Here is a 17610-nt window from a genome sequence, read left to right on the forward strand (position 1 = left end):
GAGAAGAAAAGTTGTTAATAACCAGCGCTTGTCGCAAAACATGGCACCTGCAACCATACCGGACCTCCCCGTAAACGATAACATGCTTTACCCAGCGGGCGGCGCCACCGGGCCAGGACAGCATTTACGGGAAACGCTTGCCATGATTCCAGATACCAAGTCTATCCCGTTGTTGCTTATGGTAGACAATCATTGCACGCCATATTCCGCTAAAAATAGCGATAAAGAGGTCATCATATTGCACGAAAGGTGTTCCTTCCCTTTCGGCGATTCAACCAAAAAGCCCCATTTATCATTGCATTATGAAAACATATGGCAAGCGTTGGCAATGGCAGCTTCCTGTTGTTGCGAATACATCGGGTCATCCTGTTCCTGACCTGCATTCCAGCGCGGGTGTTGCATATTGACGACAGTTCGGGAGCGCATGCCAAAACCGCATCCCGGCGCGGCATGAGGAGCGCGGCGACATCGAGGCGGCCCACAATGGGCTACACGGTAGCGCGACGCCGCATTCAGGCACTCGACCTGCGCCCGGCTGCGCAATATCCTAAGGAAATCAGAGCAGCGGGCATGAACCGGACCGGCAGCCTGAAGGCGCCATACCCCCCACCGCCTGTGTGGGTGCAAGAACCAAGGAGACACCTGACAGGTGACCAAACGCGTAACCCTGGCAGATCTGGCGGAACAGACAGGCCTGAACATTTCCACCATAAGCCGCGCCCTGTCACGGCCGGACCGGGTCAGCAACGAGACGCGGCGACTGGTTGAAAAGGTCGCCTCCCAACTCGGCTACGAAACAAATGTCGCGGCCCGCAACCTGAGTCGCGGCACGACGGACACCATTCTGGTGCTGGCCGCCAGCTTTTCAGGGCAGGTCATTTCCCCGGTTTTTACCGGAATCATGCTCGGTGTATGCGAAGAGGCAAAAGCCCTCGGCCTTAATGTCATGCTGCGGCAGTACCTGGGGCAGGCCATTTCGGCCAGCGATGTCATGCGCTATTTGCAGGCCGGCGTGGCGGACAGCGTATTGCTGGTGGCGCCCGAACAGTGGCTGCCACCGGCGGACAGGAGCCCGGATCAGGACATGTTGCCGGTTGTCAGTATTTTCAATGACCTGACGATGGCCGGGATCACCAGTGTCATGACACAGGAAGTGGATGGATACGTCGCGATTGTCGATCATATGGTCGAACGCGGACATCGTCACTTCGCCTTCGTATCCGGGCCGGAGGGCAGTGGTCATGAACAGATTCGCTATAATGCCGTCAAGAACAGGCTTTCCACGCTTGGACTAGGCAAGAAACTGGTCCGCCTGGAGGGCGGTCCGTTTGACATGGCATCGGGCACGAAGGCGGCGCAGGCCTTTCTTGCATTGAAAAAACGCCCCACTGCCGTGATCTGCTGCAGCGACGGGCTGGCGCTGGGCTTCATGCACACGATTCTGGGCAGCGGCCTGCGCGTGCCCGAAGATGTCGCCATCGCAGGCTATGACGGGATGGACTACACCGCCTTTACCAGCCCGGCCCTGACCACCGTGATCCAGCCCACACTGGAAATCGGCCGCGTTGCGGTGCAGGCGCTGGCCGACATCCATAATGGCCGGATCACGACCCCCCGCCTTGTTGCCCTTGCGCCAACCTTTGTCGTGCGCCAGTCGACCTGATCGGATTCGGCAAGCGTTTGCATTCCTGTTCTATTCCTGTATGTAGGTCCTGAGGCTACATTTGCGGCAGTTTTGTTACGGTTAATACATACCTCCGCCGCATGTGGACCTGATCAGGGAGTGCATGCAGGTGAAAATCGGAACGGATCTGGTTACTTTCTACAATCCTGCTTTCTGGGGCGTGGGTACGGAGCCGGAAGTCACCAGCCTGGCCGCAAAAGATGGCCGCATGTTCTGGACCCGGATCTTCGACAGCCTGTATGATGCAGGCATAACGGGCATTGAACTGACCTTCCCGCCATTCGATCAGGCGGGGGCAGTTGCGGCATTCGGCTCCGAGGTCGCGCTGGCCCATGAACTGAAAACCCGGAACCTGCAAATCTGGTCCGCCTTTTTCGCGGCGCTGGACCGTATCCCCGTTCACGAACAGGCCAATGCCGCGCCACGGATTGTGGCGCAGGTCGAGGCTGCTGCACGCTTTCTTGCGGCCATGGGGGGCACGGTGCTGGTAGCGGGGCTGCCCTGCCGCGCCACCTTCCTGGCCGAACCGCCTGCATTTGTGGACCTTCCCCTTGCCGCCCCCATTGCCAGCCTGCTCAACCGCATGGGGTTCGCGGCCGCCCGCCATGGCATTACGCTGGCGATCCATACGGAAGCCCACAGCGTTGCCTGCGCGCCGCGCGATGTGGACCTGTTCATGCTGCTGACCGATCCGCGTTATGTTTCGCTGTGCCCTGACCCGGCGCATATCATCCTTGAAGGGGGAAACTCGGCGGATGTGCTCGCCCGGCATGTCGGACGCGTGGTGGCGATGCACTGGAAAGACGCAACCGGGGCCATGCCGGTCGATACCCCCGTCGGTAAAGACATTCATGCCCGGCACCGGGAGCATTTCTGTGAACTGGGCAATGGGCAGGCCGATTTTGGCCGGCTGGCGGCCCTGCTGGCCCATGCCCCGCTCCGGTGCGGCCCCATTCTGGAACTTGATGCCTGCCCCCATCCCGTTCCCGCGCTGCAGCGCGGCGTCACGTTCGTCAATCTCCTGGCCGGAAGGGATGTGGCATGAAAGGCCCCGGCATTTTTGCGGCCCAGTTCATCGGGCCCGACGCCCCTTTCAACACGCTGCCCGGCCTGGCGCAGTGGGCAGCGGGACTTGGCTACAAAGCCCTTCAGTTGCCTACTCATATTGACCGTATTTTCAATCTTGAGCGGGCGGCGTCCAGCCAGGATTACTGTGATGAGATACAGGGCATGCTGGCAGGGCATGGTCTGGTCATCTCGGAACTGTCCACCCATATCCAGGGCCAGTGCGTTGCGGTCCATCCGGCCTATGATATCCAGTTCGACCGGTTCGCCCCGGCATCCGTGCGGGGCAACCCCACGGCGCGCACGCAATGGGCCATTGCCCAGCTGACACTGGCCGCACGGGCTTCGGCACGGCTGGGGCTGAAGGCACATGCCACCTTCTCCGGCGCGCTGGCATGGCCGTATCTTTACCCCTGGCCGCCACGCGATGATGGCCTGATAGACCTTGCCTTTTCAGCCCTTGCCGCGCGCTGGCGGCCGATTGTGGAAGCGTTTGATGAAGCCGGTGTCGACCTGTGTTTCGAACTGCACCCCGGTGAGGATCTGCATGACGGCACAAGCTTCGAGCGTTTTGCCGCATTGCTTGGCAATGCCCCGCGTTGCGCAATCCTGTACGATCCCAGCCATATGCTGCTTCAGCAGATGGATTACCTCGCCTTTATCGACCTGTACCATGACAGGATCGGCGCGTTTCACGTCAAGGATGCCGAGTTTCACCCAACCGGCAGGCAGGGCGTGTATGGCGGCTTTGCCGACTGGCGCGACAGGGCCGGACGGTTCCGCTCCCCCGGCGATGGGCAGATCGACTTCGGCGGCGTTTTTTCACGCCTGACCCAGTATGGCTATGACGGCTGGGCGGTACTGGAATGGGAATGCTGCCTCAAGACCGCAGCACAGGGCGCACGTGAAGGCGCGCCCTTCATACAACGCCACATGATCGAAATGACCACGCAGTCATTTGATGATTTTGCCGCAAGCGCCCTGTCGGATGACGAACGGCGGCGCTGTCTTGGCCTGTGAATTTCAGGAGAACGACATGAAAAAATGGCCCGTCGGCATGATCGGCGGCGCGCCCGGCTCCTTTATGGGAGACGTGCATCGCCGCGCGCTGGCCCTGACCGGACAGTTCTCGCTGGTTGCGGGGTGCCTGTCACGGCACGCGGGTCCGGCCCTAAAGGCAGGGCAGGCGCTGGGGCTGGATCCGGCGCGCACTTACACCGACTGGGCGCAGATGGCACGGGCCGAGGCGGCCCGGCCGGACGGCATCGCCCTTGCCATCATCGTCACCCCCAATGATATGCACCTGCCCATTGCCACCGCTTTTCTGGAAGCAGGCATTCCTGTCCTGTGCGAAAAACCGCTTGCGCTTACAGCAGGGCAGGCCCGGCATTTTGCCGAGCGTTTCATCGCGCAGGCGCGCAACATGGTCGTGGCCTATACCTATAGCGGTTACGCCATGGTACGTGAGGCGCGCCGGCTGGTGCACGATGGCGCCTTGGGCGCGCTAAGGAATATTCAGGTTGAATACCTGCAGGACTGGCTTGGCGATGGCGATGGCGGCTGGCGTCTTGACCCGCGCACGGGCGGCGCGGGTGGCTGCCTGGGTGATGTCGGGACGCATGCCTTCCATCTGGCGGAATTCGTATCCGGCCTGCGGTGCGAAGTGCTCTCGGCCCGGGTCTCACGCCTTGTACCCCGCCACGCCGTGCCGGATGATGCACAGGTGCAGTTGCGCTTTTCCAACAACGCAGTTGGCAGCCTGTGGGTCAGCCAGGTTGCAACCGGGTGCGGCAACGCGCTGAGATTGCGCCTGTTCGGGGAGAAAGCCGGACTGGAATGGCGCCAGGAACAGCCGGACAGCCTGGTCATTTCCACGGCGGATGGCCGCACGACCCATGTCGCGCGTGGGGGCAGCGCGGTCCAGACCCCCTCCCTGCTGCCGCGCGGCCACCCCGAAGGGTATGAGGAAGCCTTTGCCCGGCTTTATGCCGATACGGCCTTCCTGCTGGGTGGTCATGAAGCACCTCTCCTGCCCCGTCTGCCCGATGGGGTACGCGGGCAGGCGTTTATCGAAGCCGCACTGGAATCCGGCGCGCAGTACGGCGCATGGACCTCGCTGCAGGCATAGCCACACGGCCACGACCTCATTTTTGCACCATCAGGAACGGAATATGACCGGAACAGGATATGATGTCATTGTCGTGGGATCGGGGGCTGCTGGCGGCTTCGCGGCAAAGGAACTGACAGAACAGGGCTTGTCCGTACTCATGATCGAGGCCGGCCGTTCCCTTTCGGCCAGCGACATCAGGCCACCCGCCGGTAAAGGCGGGGGCGACAATGTGCAGTTGTTCCCCCGCATCAAGGCCACGCTTTCGGGCCAGCACATACAGTCCCGGGTGGCGTTCTTCAGCGAGACGCTGAAGCATCTCTTCGTCAATGACCGGCAGCACGGTTATACAACCCCGAAGGATGCCCCTTTCCTGTGGATCCGGGGGCGACAGACGGGCGGGCGGCTGCATGCGTTCGGGCGCGTGCTGTTCCGATGGTCCGATCATGACTTCAAAGGTGCAGCCCAGGGTAACGGGGGCGTGGACTGGCCCATATCGTACGCGGATCTCGCGCCGTGGTATGAAAAGGTGGAAACATTCCTCGGCATCCATGGCACCCGTGATGGCATTGAAACCGCGCCTGATGGCGTCATGGCCCAACCCACCCCCCTGACGCCGGAGGAACGCAGCTTCCGCAGCGCGGTGGAAACGCGCTGGCCGAACCGGCATGTGGTGCCCTGGCGTTTTAATCCGCATAATGGCGGCCCGCTACCCAAATCCCTTAAAGCCGCGATGGCAACGGGAAAACTGACGATACAGTCAGATGCCGTGGCGCGCGAAGTCATGACGGATCCCGCATCGGGGCGCGCTACGGGGGTATGCTATGCCGATCGCAGGACGGGCGCGGTCTGCGTTGCCCATGCAAAAGCGGTGGTTGTCTGCGCATCGCCCATAGAAAGCGTGCGCCTGCTGCTGAATTCACGCACCCGCCTGCACCCCGATGGGCTGGGGAACAGTTCCGGCACGCTTGGGCAGTATTTCATGGACCAGTGCCCAAGCCTCATGTTTGGCCGCTGGCCTGCAAGCAGCCGGGAAGGCGCGGATACGCCCCTGCCCACCCATGCCCTGTTCGGCACGACAGGCGGCCTTTACGTTCCCCGTTACGAGAATGCCTGCGGGGCGCATGACCCCGCTTTCATGCGCGGTTATACATTCCAGGGTTCCATAGGGCGCCATGCATCGGCAGGCGGCTCTGACGTGCCGGTTACGATCATGGGCTTTGGGGAAATGCTGCCTTACCGCACCAACGCCATTACCCTTGATCCGCACCGGCGCGACAGGTGGGGGGTGCCCCTGCCCCATATCCGCTGCGTGCTCCATGCAAATGAGCGCGCCATGCTCCGCAAGCAGATCCGCGACTGCGCGGACATGATCGAGGCACGCGGCGGCCATGTCGATTTCTGGGCTTCCCCTCTGGGGCTGGGAGAGGGGGATGCGGGGCTTTATCCCGACAGGCCTTTTCCCATCCGCTGGTTCATACGCAAAATGTTTCCAAAAAGCATGACCATGGGGGCCGCCATCCATGAAAGCGGTGGCGCGCGGATGGGAAATGATCCCGCCACATCCGTGCTCAACCCCTTCTGTCAGGTATGGGACGTGCCCAACGTGTTCGTTACGGATGCTTCCAGTTTTCCTACCGGCGGCGCGCTGGGTACGACACTGACGGTCATGGCGGTCAGCATGCGGGCCTGCCACCATCTGGCCGCAGAACTTCGGGCCGGTCGCCTGTAACCGTTCATTCCAGCCGGGAGGGCAGTCATGTCATCCATAACCAGTGAAGTCTCCCTGCGCGAGAAAGTCGCTTATGGGTGCGGCGACCTTGCTTCCAACCTGATGTGGGGCATGACGTCGTCATACCTCATGTATTACTACACGGACATATATGGGCTGCCCGTAGCCGCCGTGGGCTGGATCCTGCTGGTGGCGCGCGTATTTGACGCCTTGTGTGATCCTGCCATCGGGTATGTCATCGATCGCCAGGGCGGGCGGATTGTTCCCCGGCTGATCCGTTCGCTGGCGCTTCCGTTCGGGGTTGCCGGGTTCATGTGCTTCCTGCCCCTGCCACTTTCCCCGGATGGGAAAATACTGTGGGCCTTGCTGACATATATTGTGCTGGGCGCCATCTATTCATGCATCAATACGCCTTATGGTGCACTGGGCACGATGATCACCCGCCAGGCGCATGGCCGGGTTGGCCTGAATGCCTTCAGGATGATGGGCTGCCAGAGTGGGCAGTTCATTGTATCGCTGTTTACGATTCCGGCCATTACGTGGCTTGGTGGTGGAACCGGCATGATGCAGCGCCAGCATGGCATGGCGCTGTATGCGCTGGGGCTTGCCATGGCCGCGACAATCCTGTGGCGCTATGTCGGCCGGTCCTGCATGACGCGTTACCCGCCGCCGCCCGCGCGCCATTCACCGGTGGAGGTGCTGCGCGCACTGGCGCGGAACCGGTGCTGGTGGCTGTGCAATGCCCTTGTGTTCCTGCAGTTTTCCGGTCTGGCCGCGCTGTATGGTTTTGCGCTGTACTATGCCCGCGTCGTTCTTGGCGGCACCGAGGAAATGGGGGGCATCCTCCTGACCGTAGCCACCCTGATGGGGTTTGCCGGCGCCATCATATGTCCCCACGTCGTCCGCCGCCTTGGTGTTATCGGCGGCGCAACCGTGTGTGCGCTCATTCAGGTCATGGCGTATCTGCTTGTGGCATCAGCAGGGGGCTCCCTGCCATTTTTCTTCGCGGCCTTCGCTATGCTGACGCTGGCGCAGGGTGTAACCTCCCCGCTATATTATGTGCTCCTGGCACATGGCATAGATGTCAGCAGGATGATGTCGCCCGTCAATACGGCAGGAATGGCGTGTTCGATCAATACTCTGGTTACAAAAGTGTCCATGGGTGTGACGGGGTTCATCCTCGCCGCCTTTCTTGCTTATGGCCATTATGCAGGCGATGTTCATACCGTTTCACCCGGTCTGAAGCACTGGATCATGGCAGGTTTTGTCTGGCTTCCGCTCGGGGCGGTTGCCCTGCAAATCGTCTTTCTGGCTCTATGGCCGCGCCGTGGCACGGTGGCCTCAATGACAGAATGCTAGGGGCCGGGCGGCATCCGGAAGATGACGGTCGCTGCGCGGCAGATGGCGGATAAGAACGCATGGCATGAGCAGTACAGGGCCTTTGGGGCCGGTTCATGCAACCGTGCCGGACTTGCGTGACATGACCGGCACGCTGCGTAAACTGGCCACGGACGCAAGAACCATCATCAGCACTCAGGAGACAACCATGCCGTTAATGCATTTTTATGTCATGAAAGGCGAGCGCACGCCCGCGGAACTGCGCGCCCTGCTCGATGCGGCGCATGATGCAATGCTCGAAGCCTTCAAGGTGCCCGCCCGTGACCGCTATCAACTGGTTACGGAACATGAGCCGACCCACATGATCCTTGAAGATACGGGACTGGACATTCCGCGCACGCCCAAAGTCGTGCTGCTGCAGGTGGTTTCGCGCCCACGTGGCAAGGAGTCGATGGAAGCGTTTTACAGGCTGTTGGCCGAGACCTTGCAGGCCCGCACGGGGCTGCTGCCGTCTGACCTCATGGTCTCGGTTGTTGAAAACAGGGATGAGCACTGGAGCTTCGGTCTCGGCCGTGCACAGTTCCTGACCGGCGAGCTGCCCCTGCCAGGCGCAAAAGCCTGACTGCCCTGGCCGGCCATTATCTTTTTACCTGACGCATTTTGTCCCTGGCCCAACCCATGCGTCAGGATTTATGGCATGCTGGTGGTGTGCGCGGCTGTTTGTGGCGACCGGGCAGGGCGTGCGGCCTGCCTTGCCGGAGTCCGGGGCCGCATTGTGCCTGAAAGCGCACATCGTCCGGTAGTAAAAATGCATGGGCACACGCATTGATTGCAGTCTTTCCGGTTCATGACGGTAATTGTGTCCTAGTTTACCATCTTTTTTAGGAAAAAAATCCTGTTCTGTAAGGACAGTCTTGCACGTAGCGGGAATTTATTCTTGCCGTCCCCTTCCAAAGGCAAAAATAAAAGCTGAAACGTCATGTTGGTTTCCTGCGTTTGGCGTTGACAGGGCTATATTTTCAATATAATGGGATGAAAAATAGTATAAAATATACATATTAACATTATTTTGCGTCGATCAGGGTTATTGATGAATAATCACCATGTAATGGCATTCCGCTATTCGCCGGTGCGGGTCATTCTCAATGTAAATCCGTAAGAACCGCCGCCGCATGGCGGTCTTGTCCGCTCCTTCAATAGCCTGTCCAAGGCCCGCACGGTACAGTCGCGAATTTCCATGATCTGGCGTATTTTCAAATCTCCCCTCGTCTCGGGCCCGTTATTCGCCGTGCTGCTGGCGGTGGTATGCCTGACCTACCTCTCCCCCGACCTCCAGTTTTTCGTGGCGGCAGGCGGCGCGATCCTGTTCTTTCTTGTTCGCCGCCATGATGAACGCTGGTCGCGCTGTTTCCTTATGGTGCTGTCCATCGTGGTCTCCGGGCGCTATCTGGTGTGGCGCTTTACCTCCACGCTCGATCTTGATGGCGTGTTGCAGACAGTTCTGGTCCTGGCGCTGGCGATTGGCGAAATCTATACCACCTTGCGGGTGGGGTTCACGTATTTCCAGCTCGCCTGGCCCCTGCGGCGGCAGATACACCCCCTGCCGGAGGATGAAAGCAGCTGGCCGGTCATTGACGTGTTCGTGCCGACTTATAACGAGGACATGGCGATCGTCCGCACCACGGTGCTGGGCTGCCTGGGCATGGACTGGCCGGCAGGCAAGCTCAATGTCTATATCCTTGATGACGGGCGGCGGCGGTCTTTCCGTGATTTTGCCGAGCGGGCCGGGGTCGGCTACATCAACCGCGCGGAAAACGCCCATGCCAAGGCGGGCAACCTCAACCATGCCATCGGGGTGACCGGGGGCGATATCATCGCGATCTTCGACTGCGACCACGTGCCGGTACGCAGCTTCCTCAAAAAGACCGTGGGGTGGATGATCGCCGATCCCAACCTCGCGCTGTTGCAGACCCCGCATCACTTCTATTCCCCCGATCCGTTCCGCCGCAACATGAGCCGGGGCATGCAGGTGCCGCCCGAGAGCAACCTGTTCTACGGCCTGTTGCAAGATGGCAATGATTTCTGGAACGCCACCTTCTTCTGCGGTTCATGCGCCCTGCTGCGGCGCGAGGCCATTGAATCGATCAATGGCTTTGCCGTCGAGACCGTGACGGAAGATGCCCACACCGCCCTGCGCATGCAGCGCAGGGGGTGGGGCACGGCCTATCTGCGCGAACCGCTGGCCGCGGGGCTCGAGACCGAAACCCTCCTGCTGCAGGTCGGGCAGCGCGTGCGCTGGGCGCGCGGCATGATCCAGATGCTGCGGCTCGACAACCCCATGCTGGGCCGTGGCCTGCGCCTGACGCAGCGCATCTGCTACATGGCGGCGTCGACGAACTACTTCTTCGCCATGCCGCGCATCATGTTCCTCATGGCCCCGCTGGCCTACCTGTTCCTGGGCGTGACCATGATCGCGGCCTCGCCATATGAACTCGCGGTCTATGCCCTGCCGCACCTGTTCCATACCACCATGACCATGTCGCGCCTGCAGGGGCGGTGGCGCTATTCGTTCTGGAGCGAGATCTATGAATCCATGCTCGCCCCCTTCCTGGTGCGCATGACGTTCGTGACCCTGCTGGCGCCGCACAAGGGCACGTTCAACGTAACCGACAAGGGCGGCCTGCTGTACCGCGAGCGTTTTGACTGGCGCGCCGCCTATCCCGGCGTGATCATGGCCGTGGTGCTGGCGGTGGGGCTGGTGAGCGGCATCTGGGCCGCGGTCGCCCATTATCATGAAACGGTCGTATTCCGCGCCATGGCGGTCAACTCGGTGTGGGTGCTGTTCAGCCTGGTCATCGTGCTCGGCGGTGTCGCGGCCGCGCGTGAAACCCGCCAGCGCCGCCGGAACCACCGCGTTGCGGCCAGCATTCCCCTGAGCGTATCCACGGGTGGCGCGCAGGCCACGACATGTCGCTCGGTGGATGTGTCGATGGGCGGCTGCCAGCTTGACATCCCGCCCACGCTGCCCCTTGCCGTGGGGGATGAGGTGCGCCTGCACGCCACCCTGGCCTCCGGCCCGATCACGCTGGGCGCAACCGTCATGGCCCGGTGCGAGGGTCGGGTCCATGTCGCGTGGACCATACCCGACCTGGCCACCGAGGCGCAGGTCGTGGCCCTGGTGTTTGGCCGTGATGATGCCTGGTCGCAATGGTCCGACTTTCCGCCTGACAGGCCGCTGCACAGTCTTTACCTGCTGCTGGCCAGCATCTGCGCGCTGTTCCGCCCCTATCCGCGCGCTCAGGCGGACGCGCCTCCACCGCCCGCGCCGCCCCAGGTGGCAGACGAAAAACTGCCGCCCCGGCAACTGGTTGTACCCCCCGCCCACGGGGATCGCACGGGTCATTCCGGCCTGCCGCTCGTGATGGCGGGCCTGCTGCTGTGCGGCATGGCAGGCAGCGCGCAGGCCGCCCCCATGCCGCCGGACATGGCGCCGGTGGAGGCCGCGGGCGAGTCCGTAACGGAGGTGGATGACGCGCACATGACCGTGCTCGATGTGGACCGGGTCTCGCACCAGCCGCTCACGCGCACGCGCAGCCTGGCCGAGATAGGGCAGCAGGACGACATGGTGCTGCGTGCCGATGCGCCGCTGCATGGGCTTGGTGTGCGGGTCGGGCGCGATGTCATCATCACGGGCGGCACGCTGGCCTTTTCGGGCACCGCGCATATGGGGCATGCGGCGGGGCGGCCTGCGGTGGCCGTCAGCGTCAACAATCAGGATGTGGGGGTGATCTGCCCGACAGCCGACGGGGCGTTTGCACCCGTCACCCTGCCGGTCAGCCCCTTTTTCTTTGATACGCATAACCGGATCAACTTCCGCCTGTTCATGCGCCCGGGCACCGGCAATGCTGGCGTTGCGGCCTGCGGGCCGGATGCCCGCGCCCCTGCGCCCGATACGGCGCGGGTAAGCGATGCGGATGCGTCGATCACGATTTCCCCGCGTTCCACCCTTGCGCTGACCACGGTCAGCCTCGTGCCGCACCGGCTGCTCTCGGCGCTGCCCTATCCGGTGCTGGACCCCGATGCGGCACAGACGCCTGTTATCACCTTCGCCCTGCCCGATATGTCGGATCCGGCCCTGTTGCAGGCTGCGGGCATGGTGGCGTCATGGCTTGGCGTGCATGCGCAGGACCGCCAGATCAGCTTCAACGTGACGCCTGTCATGCCCGCGCAGGGCAATGCGGTCATCATCGCGCCCAACCAGCCGGGGCCGTGGGGGGCACAGCCGCCGGGGCCGGAACTCGCGGTCATGCCCAACCCGCATGATGGTTTCGGCACGATCCTTGTCGTGACCGGGCGCAGCATGGCCGAGGTCACGACAGCGACACGGGCGCTGGTGCTGGGCGCGGAACATGATGCGGCGGGGGCCTATGCCGCGGCGGCAGCCGTGCACCCTGCCGCCCGCCAGCCTTATGATGCGCCGGGCCTTGTGCGCACCGACCAGCCCGTAACCCTGCGCGAGCTGGTCTCGACGGCGGACCTGCGCACCCATGGCCTGACATCGGGCACGCTCACGGTGCCGCTGTCGCTGCCGCCAGACCTGCGCTCATGGCGGTCGCGGCCGTTCATGGCGCGGCTGCAGCTCAGCGCGCCGGAGGGCGGCGTGCTGGACCGGGCGAAATCCCATGTCAGCGTCACGCTCAACGGCACGTTCCTGCATGTCTATCCGCTGGTGCCCTGGTCGATCAATCCGTTCCGTACGGCGGGCGCGCCGGTGCAACATGACCTGGAACTGCCTGTATGGAAAATGGGGCAGCAGAACACGCTGCGGCTGTATTTCGATGTGTATCCCCGGCACATGACGCAGGCCGAGGCGGCCGCATCGCCCGATGTGGTTGAACTCGACCCGTCCTCCACCATCGATTTTTCCAAGTCGCGCCATTTCGCGGTGTTGCCTGACGTGGCGATGTTCGCTTCTTCGGCCTTTCCGTTTTCGCGCATGGCCGACCTGTCGGAAACGACCGTGCTGCTGCCGCCCCATCCCGCGCCTGACACGGTCGCCGCCTTTGTGGACATGATGGGCTTTGCAGGTGCGATCAACCGCTATCCCGCCACTGGCGTGAGCGTGCGGAGCACCGACATGCCGGTCGATGACACGATTATCGGCGATATCCTGGTCTTTTCCACGCTGGACGGGCTGGGCAACGGGCAGGCGGCGCTGGCGCAGGCCGGTTACGTACGCCCCCCCTCGCTGCTGCGCCGCCTGCGCATGCGGGTGATGCACCACCCCGGCGTGGCCCCCCCTGTTTACAACCTTGCCGAAGGCGCGGTGGTGGCGGCGCAGTCGCCCTTTGTCGCGCACCGTTCGGTCGTGGCCGTGCTGGGTGGCGTGCCCGCCGCATTGCCCGCCATGGTGCGCGACCTGCGCGACCCGGCCACGATGCAGCGCTTTCAGGGCGATATGGTGATCCGCCACGGGGCGCGGCTCGATGATTACCGCACGGGCGGGATCTATACCGTGGGCAACATGCCCGCATGGATGCTGCCGGACTGGTATCTGGGCGGCCACCCGCTGCTGCTGTGCGGGCTGGGGGTTCTGGCCGCGCTGTGCGGCACCTCATGGGCCATGACGGTACTTGGCGCGCGCAGCAGGCGGCGCATCCTGAACGATGATCTGACGGGCGACCTGTGACCATGACCATGAATGACCGGGCTTCCGCATCCTGCCGCGCCCTGCTTCTGGCCCGGCGTGGCGTGGGGGCGGGGGCATGGGGCGGCATCGCCCTTGCCGGGCTGTTCAGCCTGTGCGCGCCCGCCTGGGCGCAGGCGCCCGTGCGCTATGCCGAGGGTATTCTCAACGCGCAGATAGAAGAAGGCGCGTTCTGGATCCATCATGGCGATGACGCCCATGCCCGGCACGCGCTCGAGCGCGCGCTGCGCATCGAGCCGGACAATCTGGAAGCCCGCCTCATGCTCGGGGCCGTGCAGGTGCATGAAAATGACATGGCGGGCGCGCGCGCCACCGTGCAGGCCTTGCAGGCCCAGGGCGGGGCGCAGGCGCAGGTTGATGCCCTGCAGGGCTGGATCGGGCAGGGGGCGGTTGACCCGGCGGCGCTGGCGCGGGCGCGGGCCCTGGCGGATGCGGGCAGGAATTTGCAGGCCACGCTGGCTTATCGCGGCATTTACCATGGCGGCCACCCGCTGCCGGAGGCCGAGCTGGAATATGACCGCGTGCTGTCCGGCTCGGTAATGGGCTATGGGGAGGCCACGCAACGCCTGCGCGCGCTGGGCAGCCTTTTGCCGCATGACCTAGAAATCCGCATGGCGCTGGCGCAGGCCCTGAGCTACCGCCCGGCCACCCGCATTGACGCGATCGAGGACATGCGCACGCTCGCGACTTCTCCCGCCACGCCGGATTTCATTCGTGACGAGGCGACGCAGTCATGGCGCAAGACGCTGGACTGGATGGGAACCGACCCGCAGGCCGCCCCCTATTACCGCGAATGGCTGGCGCTGCACCCTGATGATACGGAGATGGCCAGCCGCCTCAGCGCGCAGGAGGCCGCGCATGCGCTGGCCGAGCATCTGGCGCTGGTGGGGGCGGGCTATCACGCGCTGGCGCATGGGGAACTGGACCAGGCGGAAAGCGATTTCCATACCTCCATGCAGGGTACGACGCCCCGCCCCGAGGCGCTGGAGGGCCTTGGCCTCGTAGCCCAGCGCCGGGGTGACGTGAAGGCCGCGCGCGCCTTTCTGGAGCAGGCGCACGCCCTCGTTCCCACGAATGAAGGCATAAGCGCTGCCCTTGCCGGGCTGGATGCGCCGGGTGGTGACCCGCAGCTTGCGCGGCTGTGGGCGCTGGTGGCCCGCCACCAGTATGAGGAAGCATGGGCCATGCTGCCCGCCGTGGAGAATGATCACGGCCGGATTGTCGATACCGTGCGGGTGCGGGCCATCATCGCACAGTCGCGCCACCAGCTTGCGCAGGCCGAAGCAGAATGGCGGGCCGTGTTGCAGATGGCGCCCGGTGACATGCCGGCCGCCGCCGCCCTGTCCGACGTGCTGATCGAGGAAGGCCGGCTGCATGAGGCTGAAGGCTGGGTCGCGCGTCTGCGGGCCGCGCATTACCCCGGCGGGACTACCCTTGAGGCCAGGCTGCTTGGCGCCATGGCCGAGATCGAGCCAGACCCTGCCAGGCGGGCCGTGCTGCTTGAGCAGGCGGTGCGTGACGCGCCCCGCAATGGCTGGCTGCGTCTGCATCTGGCCCAGCTATGGCTGGTGCAGGGGCAGGCCACGCGCGCGCGCGGGCTGATGGCGCCGCTGTGCAACCCGGCCCCGGCAACCGATGAGGACCTGCAGGCCTGCTTCAGCTTCGCCCTGCTGGATCAGGACATGCCGCGCGCCGATGCGCTGCTCGCCCGCCTGCCGCGCGCGGACATTACCCCGGCCATGGCCGATGGCGTGGCGCAGGTCAGGCTGTGGCACCAGATCCGCACGCTCCCCGCCGATGACGGGCAGGCCATCGCGTTGCTTGAAGCCATGCCCGTCCTGCCCGACCCCGAGGGCACGCAGGCGCGGCTGGTGGTGGATGCGCTGCTCAGACGCCACGCGCCCGTGGCGACGGCTGCTGGCGTGCTGCACCGCGCCCTTGCGGGCAGTGCGGGGCATGTGGGCGTGAACCAGAGCCTGTCCTATGCCGGACTGTTCATGCAGATGGATGACCCCGTGGCCGCGCAGCGCGTGCTCGACGGCCTGCCCACCATCATGCAGGGCGGGCATCTTACGCCCACGCAGGCCCGCGACCTGCGCGACATGCAGCGTAGTCTTGCGATTGCGCAGGCGGACCGCGATGATCTTGACGGCCACCCCGATGCCGCCCGCCGCCTGCTCGACCCGCTGCTGGCGCAGAACCCGAACGATGCCGACCTGCTTCTGGCGCGCGGGCGTGTCGATTCCGCCCGCGGGCTGCCCGGCGAGGCCGTGGCCTATGACCGCAGGGCGCTGGCCCAGCGCCCAGATGACAGGATGGCCCAGGCCGCCCTTGCGCGTGACAGCCTGGCCAGCGGGAATGAACAGGCGGCGCGTGACATGGCCCGCACCCTGCAGGCCATCCACCCGCAATGGGGCGATACGTGGGAGATCCAGGCCGAGATCGATGGCCTGACCGGCCACGACCGCCGCCGCCTGCATGACGTGCAGCGCGCCCGTGTGCTCGACTGCACGCCCCGGGCTGATGAGGATGATACCACCGGCCACGGCACGCGCATTGATGCAGGCTGCGCGCGCCAGCGCGCGCGGGCGGCGGATGAATGGCCCGATATCAGCACGAATTTCGTGCCCGGCATGGGCGCGGGCATGCCGGAGGTCTATCATTACGACCCGCATCTGACACCCGTGCAGGCGCTGGACCGGCAGGCTGGCTACCTGTCGCGCGCGCTGGGGCCGCAGGCGGATGGCAACCTCGAGATCCGCGACCGTTCGGGCCAGCCGGGGCTGGGCCACATGACGGTCGTCAATATTCCCATGACCGCCGTCCTGCCGTTCTCGTCCACGCAGCACCAGCTTGCCTTCTCGGTCATGCCCAGCGTGCTCATGTCGGGCGATCCGCTGGCCTCGAGTGCCACCGCGCAACAATATGGCAGTGTCGCTGCCAATGGCGTGCGGCCGGGCTTTCACGTGCCTGCCGCCGTGGCGGGGGTGGCGCTGTCGGCGCATTACCAGTGGCGGTGGCTGGCGGCCGATGTCGGCTCGACGCCGCTGGGCTTTACCACCACCAACGTGCTGGGCGGCATCGAGCTTACGCCACACCTGACCCACAACCTGACCCTGCGCCTGACCGGCGAGCGCCGCGCGGTGACCGACAGCCTGCTGTCCTATTCCGGCGCGCGCGACCCCGGCACCGGGCAGGTCTGGGGCGGGGTGACGCGCAACCGCGGGCATGGCCAGCTGGAATGGGCGCAGCCGGGCTACAACCTGTATGCAGGCGGTGGCTACGCGGTGATGCAGGGCACGCACACGGTAGCCAACCACGAGAGCGAGGCGGGTGCCGGCGGGTCCGCCCTTGTCTGGCACCGCAACGACGCCCATCACGTGCGGCTGGGGCTGGACCTCGTGTATTTTGGCTATAAGCGCAACACGTATTTCTTCACCTGGGGGCAGGGGGGCTACTTCTCGCCGCATGCATTCATGGCCGCGCTGGTGCCGCTGACCTATGACGGGCATGCAGGAAGGTGGACCTGGATGTTCAAGGGCGAGGCGGGCTACCAGCACTACACCGAGCATGCCACGGCGATGTTCCCCATGGGGGAAGGCGGAATGGCAGCGCGCGAGCAATATGCGGGCCAGTCCACCGGGGGGCTTGCGGGCAACGTGCTGGCGCGGGCGGTCTATCAGCTGACCCCCTCCCTGCGGCTGGGGGCGGAAGGGGGCTATTCGCGTTCAGGCAGCTGGGATGAGGTGCATGGCATGCTCATGCTGCATTACGCGCCGGGGTAACGGGCTGGCAGAAGGGTTTCCGGGTGAAGCCCGGTTCAGGCAGGCTCGTGCTCAATGGCGAGGATTTCGTGGTGCATGCGCCTGTAGGATGCTGAAGACCTGAGGCGCGACAGTCTCGTCGCGAATTTCTCACACTTGAGGAAATTTTGGGTTATTTTGTAGAATTCAGTCATCCCACAGGAGCCCGATCTG

At 64.0% G+C, this 17610-nt stretch carries 9 protein-coding genes; all 9 read left to right on the plus strand.

Annotated elements, in window-relative coordinates; all coding sequences use genetic code 11:
• The first annotated feature begins 649 nt into the window (after nt 1–649).
• Entirely contained in the window at nt 650–1663 is a 1014-nt protein-coding gene (locus tag DV027_RS13435; protein WP_130732503.1) for a LacI family DNA-binding transcriptional regulator, read from the plus strand.
• Nucleotides 1664–1787: 124 nt separating this feature from the next.
• Nucleotides 1788–2729 (plus strand): sugar phosphate isomerase/epimerase family protein, encoded by a 942-nt coding sequence (locus tag DV027_RS13440; RefSeq protein WP_207303493.1) that lies wholly within the window; start codon nt 1788–1790, stop codon nt 2727–2729.
• Nucleotides 2726–3769, plus strand: a complete 1044-nt coding sequence (locus tag DV027_RS13445) for a sugar phosphate isomerase/epimerase family protein (protein ID WP_130732505.1) — start codon at nt 2726–2728, stop codon at nt 3767–3769. Before DV027_RS13440 ends, DV027_RS13445 begins: the two co-directional genes overlap by 4 nt.
• A gap of 16 nt (nt 3770–3785) precedes the next feature.
• Nucleotides 3786–4877 (plus strand): Gfo/Idh/MocA family protein, encoded by a 1092-nt coding sequence (locus DV027_RS13450; RefSeq protein ID WP_130732506.1) that lies wholly within the window; start codon nt 3786–3788, stop codon nt 4875–4877.
• Between the two features lie 43 nt (nt 4878–4920).
• Complete coding sequence (locus DV027_RS13455; RefSeq protein ID WP_130732507.1) at nt 4921–6588, plus strand: GMC oxidoreductase; 1668 nt, start codon at nt 4921–4923, stop codon at nt 6586–6588.
• A 27-nt stretch (nt 6589–6615) separates the two neighbouring features.
• Complete coding sequence (locus DV027_RS13460) at nt 6616–7947, plus strand: MFS transporter (RefSeq protein WP_130732508.1); 1332 nt, start codon at nt 6616–6618, stop codon at nt 7945–7947.
• A gap of 187 nt (nt 7948–8134) precedes the next feature.
• Nucleotides 8135–8548 (plus strand): tautomerase family protein, encoded by a 414-nt coding sequence (locus tag DV027_RS13465; RefSeq protein ID WP_130732513.1) that lies wholly within the window; start codon nt 8135–8137, stop codon nt 8546–8548.
• A gap of 615 nt (nt 8549–9163) precedes the next feature.
• Nucleotides 9164–13615 carry a UDP-forming cellulose synthase catalytic subunit gene (bcsA, locus tag DV027_RS13470; RefSeq protein WP_130732509.1) on the plus strand — a complete coding sequence of 1484 codons (4452 nt, stop codon included), beginning with the start codon at nt 9164–9166 and terminating at the stop codon, nt 13613–13615.
• Between the two features lie 2 nt (nt 13616–13617).
• Entirely contained in the window at nt 13618–17418 is a 3801-nt protein-coding gene (locus tag DV027_RS13475; protein ID WP_242621917.1) for a cellulose synthase subunit BcsC-related outer membrane protein, read from the plus strand.
• The last annotated feature ends 192 nt before the right edge of the window (nt 17419–17610 follow it).

This window comes from Komagataeibacter xylinus (assembly GCF_004302915.1).
GTDB lineage: Bacteria > Pseudomonadota > Alphaproteobacteria > Acetobacterales > Acetobacteraceae > Komagataeibacter > Komagataeibacter xylinus_C.

What these genes read in the sequence shown, in the direction of transcription:
- DV027_RS13450 (WP_130732506.1), top strand. Translation starts at nt 3,786, where the DNA reads ATGAAAAAATGGCCCGTCGGCATGATCGGCGGCGCGCCCGGCTCCTTT.
- DV027_RS13440 (WP_207303493.1), top strand. Translation starts at nt 1,788, where the DNA reads ATGCAGGTGAAAATCGGAACGGATCTGGTTACTTTCTACAATCCTGCT.
- DV027_RS13460 (WP_130732508.1), top strand. Translation starts at nt 6,616, where the DNA reads ATGTCATCCATAACCAGTGAAGTCTCCCTGCGCGAGAAAGTCGCTTAT.
- bcsA (WP_130732509.1), top strand. Translation starts at nt 9,164, where the DNA reads ATGATCTGGCGTATTTTCAAATCTCCCCTCGTCTCGGGCCCGTTATTC.
- DV027_RS13475 (WP_242621917.1), top strand. Translation starts at nt 13,618, where the DNA reads ATGACCATGAATGACCGGGCTTCCGCATCCTGCCGCGCCCTGCTTCTG.
- DV027_RS13455 (WP_130732507.1), top strand. Translation starts at nt 4,921, where the DNA reads ATGACCGGAACAGGATATGATGTCATTGTCGTGGGATCGGGGGCTGCT.
- DV027_RS13445 (WP_130732505.1), top strand. Translation starts at nt 2,726, where the DNA reads ATGAAAGGCCCCGGCATTTTTGCGGCCCAGTTCATCGGGCCCGACGCC.
- DV027_RS13465 (WP_130732513.1), top strand. Translation starts at nt 8,135, where the DNA reads ATGCCGTTAATGCATTTTTATGTCATGAAAGGCGAGCGCACGCCCGCG.